Consider the following 6,889-nt stretch of genomic DNA (forward strand, 5'->3'; position numbering starts at 1 on the left):
ACTACAAAGGTGAAACTCTGGTAATGCGGGCACTTTTCCCGCTATTACTATAGCATTTCCCATGCTCGTGAGGTACATTTTTTTTAGTTTGAGGGAACAGGGAACAGGGAACAGGGAATAGGGAATAGGGAATTGGTGTGTACTTCATGAGCCTGAAAAAGGCTCTATACCTGACCCAGATAGAATTTAGCGTTAAATAGGGGACTTAGTCCTTGTCCCCTACTGATGCTTATTTTTCTTAACTGGTAAACACTTCTACAGGTAAACGACTGAAGGAAAGACGCTCATTTTGTACATCCACAAAAATAGTGTCGCAGTCGTTGAATTCACCCCGTAAGATAGCCTTAGCAATTTGAGTTTCTAACTCTCTTTGAATGGCTCGCTTGAGTGGGCGCGCACCATACACAGGATCATACCCTACTTCTGCCAAAAAGTCAAGGGCTGCATCGGAGAGTCTCAGGGATATCTTGCGATCGCTTAATCTTCCCCTTAATCTTTCTAGTTGTATTAGCACAATCTGGCGCAGTTCCTTTTTCTCCAAACCGTGGAAGATAATCATTTCATCAATACGATTGAGGAACTCTGGGCGGAAACTATTGCGCATAGCTTCCATAACTCGGCGGCGCATTTCATCATACTGTGTAGCCTCCCCAGCCACATCGAGAATATACTGTGAACCGATATTACTGGTCATGATAATAATCGCATTCTTAAAGTCCACAGTATGACCTTGGGAATCGGTGACACGACCATCATCGAGGATTTGCAGGAAAATATTAAATACGTCCGGGTGTGCTTTTTCGATTTCGTCGAACAAAATCACAGCATAGGGACGACGGCGAATAGCTTCGGTTAACTGTCCCCCCTCTTCATAACCCACATATCCAGGAGGCGCACCAATTAACCGGGAAACCGTGTGTTTCTCCATATATTCAGACATATCAATGCGCACTAAAGCCTCTTGTGTGTCGAACATATAGGCCGCCAGGGCTTTGGCTAACTCAGTTTTACCGACACCAGTCGGACCGAGGAAAATAAAGCTAGCTGTGGGACGATTGGGGTCAGCTAGTCCCGCGCGGGATCTTTGGATAGCATCGGCTACAGCTGTAACCGCTTCAGCTTGTCCCACGACGCGGCGGTGTAGTTCATCTTCTAAATGCAGAAGTTTTTCCTTTTCTGATTCTACTAACTTGCTGATGGGGATTCCTGTCCACTTAGAAATAATTTCCGCAATGTCAGCTTCTGTGACTTCTTCACGCAATAGGGATTTACCAGTTTTTTGGGCGTTGGCTAATTCCCCTTCTGCGGCTTCTAATTGGCGATGTAAATCTGTTAACTTCCCATATTTCAACTCTGCAGCACGATTCAGGTCATAATTTCTCTCTGCTTGCTGTACTTCTAAATTAACTCGGTCAATTTCTTCTTTAATTGACTGAATTTTGTTGATAATATCTTTTTCCGATTGCCATTGAGCAGTCAGGGTTCTTTGTTCTTCTTTGAGATCCGCTAGTTCTTTTTCAATTCTTTCTAAACGTTCTCTAGAAGCTGCATCTGTTTCTTTTTGCAAAGACAGCTTCTCCATTTCCAATTGCAAAATCTTACGGTCAATTTCGTCTAGTTCCTCTGGTTTAGAGGTAATTTCCATTTTTAACCGTGCCGCAGCTTCGTCTACCAAGTCAATGGCTTTATCTGGGAGGAAGCGATCGCTAATGTACCGACTAGACAATGTAGCGGCTGCAACTAAAGAACTGTCGGATATTTTTACCCCGTGGTGGACTTCATAGCGCTCTTTCAACCCCCGCAATATAGAAATTGTATCTTCTACACTGGGCTGATCTACATATACTTGCTGGAAGCGTCGTTCTAAAGCCGCGTCTTTTTCAATATATTTACGATATTCATCTAAGGTGGTCGCCCCAATACAACGCAATTCACCCCTGGCCAACATGGGTTTTAACAAGTTCCCCGCATCCATAGCGCCTTGGGTAGCACCAGCACCGACGACGGTATGAATTTCATCAATAAATAAGACTATATTACCGCCGGATTCTGTAACTTCTTTTAATACTGCTTTGAGTCGTTCTTCAAATTCCCCCCGGAATTTAGCCCCGGCGATTAAAGCACCCATATCTAGGGCGATTAATTTCCTGTCTTTCAGGGACTGGGGGACATCACCAGCAATAATTCTTTGGGCGAGTCCTTCAGCGATGGCGGTTTTACCAACACCTGGTTCACCAATCAGCACGGGATTATTTTTAGTACGTCGCGATAGAATCTGCACGGTGCGGCGAATTTCATCATCCCGGCCAATAACTGGGTCTAGTTGACCTTTACGTGCTGCTTCTGTCAGATCACGTCCGTATTTTTCCAGTGATTGATATTTTCCTTCTGGATTTTGGTCGGTCACTTTTTGACTCCCACGAATTTGCTTAATAATTTTTTTGAGTTTACCTTCGTCTAAACCAAATTCTTGGCATAAAGCTTTACCAAAGCGGTCATCTTTGGCGTAAGCCAGTAATAAATGTTCAATAGAAATATATTCGTCTTGGAAATCTTGACGATATTTATCTGCTCTATCTAATAGTGTATCTAAACTGCGACCCAGAAATACAGATGTACTGCTACCAGATACTTTTGGTTGGCGTTGGAGAAATTGGTCAGTGCGATCGCGGATTCTTTGCAAATCAACACCCGCTTTAGTTAATATGCTGCTAGCTAAACCATCTTGTTCTAGCAAGGCTTTCATCAGGTGTTCGCTTTCGAGCTGCTGTTGCTGATGTTGTTTAGCAATATCTGGGGTATGGGCGATCGCTTCCCAAGCTTTTTCGGTAAATTGGTTAGGATTAGTGGGTTGCATAGGCTTTTGCAATAATAAAGAACCGCCAAGGATAAATACCTTCAGGCTGCACCGACTGAAAATTTCTATTCTTAATCCATATTGTAAGCAGCACCCCTGATCAGCGAGATCGGTGTTCACGTCTTCTGTGAGTGGTATTTCCGTTCCCCTGCTCCTGAATTTACAAATCTTCTTAGGAAGAACCGAGTATAACCTACATGAGATTTCAAAGGGACTGAATATCCCTAATCAACTCTAAGGTCAGTTGATAGGGTTCTTGTTGTCCCTCTTGCTCAAACAGCTTTGCAGCTTGCTGAAGGTCAGCTACTGCACCTTGCTTATTTCCCAAACCAAGACGGGAAATTCCTCGCGCCAGGTAGGCTTTGGCGTAGCTAGGGTTAATTTTGATAGCTTGATTCAAATCAGCGATCGCTTGTCCATAGTCTTCTAATTGAGCACGTGCAAATCCCCGGAGGTAGTAAGTGTCCTCATCGTTAGGATTAATCTTGATAGCTTGGGTATAATCAGATATTGCCCCTTTATAGTCTTCTAATCTACTACGGGCAATCCCTCGATTATAGTAGATATCAGCATTGTTAGGATTAATCTTGATAGCTTGGGTATAATCGGCTATTGCCCCTTGATAGTCTTCTAAGCCACTACGGGCAAATCCTCGGAGATAATAGGTATCAGCATCGTTAGGATTAATCTTGATAGCTTGATTAAAATCAGCGATCGCCCCTTGATAGTCTTCTAATAGACCACGAGCAATTCCTCGCATGACGTAGGCTTGAAAAAACTCAGGATCAATCTTGATCACCTCGGAAAAATCAGCGATCGCTCCTTGGTATTCTCGTTGTTCGAGCTTCTCTATACCTTCAAAAAAATAATTACGCGTTTGTAACTGCTTTCCCTGTTTCCACTTCCCAGAGTTGGTTGCAGCACATTGGCTTGTATTGCACACTGCACCCACTACCTGGGGCTGTGCTAAGATTATCGATATCCCTAATACTGTGCTTGGTATTATTCTGAGTAACTTGGGTTGGGTATTGTTGATTTTAACTACCATCTGTCAGTGCCAATTATTAATTGTGTATATCATAACAGCACATGGAATTACCTACTTCCAAGAAACACATAAAAAAAAGAGAGTGACAACAAAAAGCGATCGCGTTCTGTAAACAATCACATCCTGGATTTTTACCCCAATAGGGAGGATAGGCTCACAAACCCATCCCCCCAAACCTTTATTTCCTAGCAATTACCCAAACTGCGTGCACGATTCCAGGAATATAACCCAAACAGGTCAACAAGATATTAATCCAAAAATCTATACCGAAACCCACCTATAAAAACACTCCCAGAGGGGGAAGAAAAATAGCACATAAAATCCGAATTAAATCCATGATAACCTCCTGAGCAGATTAGAAGCACCTGCTTTGTAATTTAAACACTATGTACAAAATAAACCACACTCATCAGCCGCCGCTAATTTTGGCTTTGTAACCTAATGTAGTCATAATCTCTAAAATCTTCTGTTTATGGTCGCCCTGAATTTCAATTTCATGGTCCTTGACCGTCCCACCTGTACCGCATTGAGTTTTCAACTGCTTAACTAAAGCAGCTAAAACTTCGGGTTTGGTTTGAAAACCACTAATCACTGTCACAGTTTTCCCCTTGCGTCCCTTGCGGGAAGCCTGTATCTTCAGGTTTTGTTGCTGGGGTGGTAATTCCGGAATCGCCCTTTGTGTAGCAGCAGAGTGATCATCACCAAATTCACGGTAGACAAAGCGATTGTCAGAAGATTTAGAAGAGGACATAAATTTTGTGATTCAGAAAAAACATCTCATCTGGCAAGTAATATACAGTAGCGCAGTTACCTTTTCTGACTCAGGCTACCCTATCACTATGGTAACTTTCGCCAAGGGATGAAAGCTAACCGCACAACTGCATTTTTCTAGTTTCCTCCCAGCAGTAGGTAAAAGATTCCGAGGATCTAGACGACTGAGAATTGGGAAATCGTTTTAAAATAATTACATTCATCCTGTGATCTAAAATTTTCCGTGACTACCACACCCCTCTCTCCAAATTCCCAATTTAATGCTCAGGTTCCCGATATCCAAGGACGCTTTGGACGCTTTGGCGGTAAGTACGTCCCGGAAACACTGATGCCGGCCTTAGCTGAATTAGAATTAGCTTATCAGCAATACCGCCATCACCCCAGTTTTCAAGAGGAATTACAACATTTATTAAAAGACTATGTGGGACGCGCTACACCGTTGTATTTTGCGGAACGCCTCACGGCTCATTATGCCCGCCCAGATGGTACAGGTCCACAAATTTACTTAAAACGTGAAGATTTAAATCACACTGGCGCTCATAAAATTAATAATGCTCTGGGTCAAGTATTGTTAGCCAAGCGCATGGGTAAGCAAAGAATTATTGCGGAAACCGGCGCAGGACAGCATGGGGTAGCTACAGCTACAGTTTGCGCTCGGTTTGGCCTGGAATGTGTGATTTACATGGGCGTTCATGATATGGAACGCCAAGCGTTGAATGTGTTTAGAATGCGCTTGATGGGGGCCCAAGTGCGTCCGGTGGAAGCGGGAACGGGAACCCTCAAGGATGCGACTTCTGAGGCGATCCGCGATTGGGTGACCAATGTGGAAACAACCCATTATATTTTGGGTTCCGTAGCTGGACCCCATCCTTACCCGATGATGGTCCGGGATTTTCACGCTGTGATTGGTCAAGAAACCCGCGCCCAAGCTGTGGAAAAGTGGGGGGGTTTACCAGAGATTCTCATTGCTTGTGTAGGTGGTGGTTCCAACGCTATGGGATTATTTCACGAGTTTGTCAATGAGCCTTCTATTCGCTTAATTGGCGTAGAAGCCGCCGGCGAAGGTGTGAATACACAAAAACACGCTGCTACCTTGACAAAAGGACAGATTGGTGTATTGCACGGGGCAATGAGCTATCTGTTGCAAGATGAAGAGGGACAAATTATTGAGGCCCACTCTATTAGTGCAGGTTTAGATTATCCGGGGGTGGGACCTGAACATAGTTATTTGAAGGATATGGGACGAGCGGAATATTACAGCGTCACCGATGGGGAGGCTTTGGCAGCTTTCCAGCGTTTATCTCGATTGGAGGGCATTATACCCGCTTTGGAAACCGCCCATGCGATCGCCTATTTAGAAACCCTCTGTCCTCAACTGAGTGGTAGTCCCCGTATTGTCCTTAATTGTTCTGGACGTGGTGATAAGGATGTGCAAACTGTCGCCAAGTTTTTAATGCCAGAATAACCCTGATATCTGACATTATTCTTCATCACCAAAATCTTACCAAACTCTTGTGGGGTAAACTATTGTGGGGTGGGCATCTTGCCCACCTTGTTTATTTTTCCCTCATCTATTATGGGATAAACATCAACAAGGTTATCAAGAATAACTGATATCATGATACTTGTCTCTTTGATAAATGGTTCACAGTGTTACACATTTGGTTTCAGGGTGATGTTATCGCTATTTTATTTCATATCATAGCTGTGATTTTAATATCATTAAAATACTTATTTCGGTGGTGTAATCCATTCACAATCAAAAGTTTTATCTATTAAGTTTTTTAAACTAATTACTTTAATATTGCCATCGTGAATTTCACCTGTTTTACTTTGAATATCAACAATTTCATAACCAATATCTTCTAATTCTTCCGTTAAAGATACAGAACCAAAATAATCATATGCATCCTCAATTCGCTCCTGATTTACTGGAATATACATATCCCAACAAACTATAAAATTAGTAACAATAAACGGGTGATTATATTGTTCAGTACAGGAAAAATTGTATTTATATTCTAGCCCTCTTTGAACTGTGTGTTTTAGACTATTTTCTTCTAAAGGAACTGCTATAGGACTTACGCATTGACAGAATAACAAAATAGTGCATTGATAAATAAGGGTCGTCTAGTAATGGGTATGGGAGAATGAGAGAAATTACTAAACCCTCGACAGCACAATGCAATCTAGACATCTACACCTTATTTTTG

The 6,889-nt window shown here is 42.6% G+C and carries 5 protein-coding genes and 1 pseudogene; 1 reads left to right on the forward strand and 5 read right to left on the reverse strand.

Going from position 1 to position 6,889, the window contains the following annotated elements:
* Positions 1-238: 238 nt before the first annotated feature.
* The 4 genes and pseudogenes from clpB to NWP21_RS10010 all read right to left on the reverse strand — a co-directional run bounded on the left by clpB (position 239) and on the right by NWP21_RS10010 (position 4,656).
* A complete protein-coding gene (gene clpB, locus NWP21_RS09995) occupies positions 239-2,857 on the reverse strand; it encodes an ATP-dependent chaperone ClpB (RefSeq protein WP_280792580.1) in 2,619 nt (872 codons plus the stop codon).
* A 205-nt stretch (positions 2,858-3,062) separates the two neighbouring features.
* Positions 3,063-3,905, reverse strand: coding sequence for a tetratricopeptide repeat protein (locus tag NWP21_RS10000; protein WP_280792581.1), 843 nt, complete (start codon positions 3,903-3,905; stop codon positions 3,063-3,065).
* 178 nt (positions 3,906-4,083) lie between these two features.
* Positions 4,084-4,242 (reverse strand): annotated as a pseudogene (locus NWP21_RS10005) (YqaE/Pmp3 family membrane protein).
* A 72-nt stretch (positions 4,243-4,314) separates the two neighbouring features.
* Complete coding sequence (locus tag NWP21_RS10010; protein WP_280792582.1) at positions 4,315-4,656, reverse strand: translation initiation factor; 342 nt, start codon at positions 4,654-4,656, stop codon at positions 4,315-4,317.
* A 243-nt stretch (positions 4,657-4,899) separates the two neighbouring features.
* Here NWP21_RS10010 and trpB point away from each other — a divergent pair, with 243 nt between their 5' ends.
* Positions 4,900-6,141 carry a tryptophan synthase subunit beta gene (trpB, locus tag NWP21_RS10015; RefSeq protein ID WP_271730816.1) on the forward strand — a complete coding sequence of 414 codons (1,242 nt, stop codon included), beginning with the start codon at positions 4,900-4,902 and terminating at the stop codon, positions 6,139-6,141.
* A gap of 266 nt (positions 6,142-6,407) precedes the next feature.
* Here the strand turns inward: trpB and NWP21_RS10020 are convergent, their stop codons facing one another.
* A complete protein-coding gene (locus NWP21_RS10020) occupies positions 6,408-6,779 on the reverse strand; it encodes a hypothetical protein (protein ID WP_280792583.1) in 372 nt (123 codons plus the stop codon).
* Positions 6,780-6,889: the final 110 nt, after the last annotated feature.

Source organism: Anabaenopsis sp. FSS-46 (assembly GCF_029891665.1).
Taxonomy (GTDB): Bacteria; Cyanobacteriota; Cyanobacteriia; order Cyanobacteriales; family Nostocaceae; genus Anabaenopsis; species Anabaenopsis arnoldii.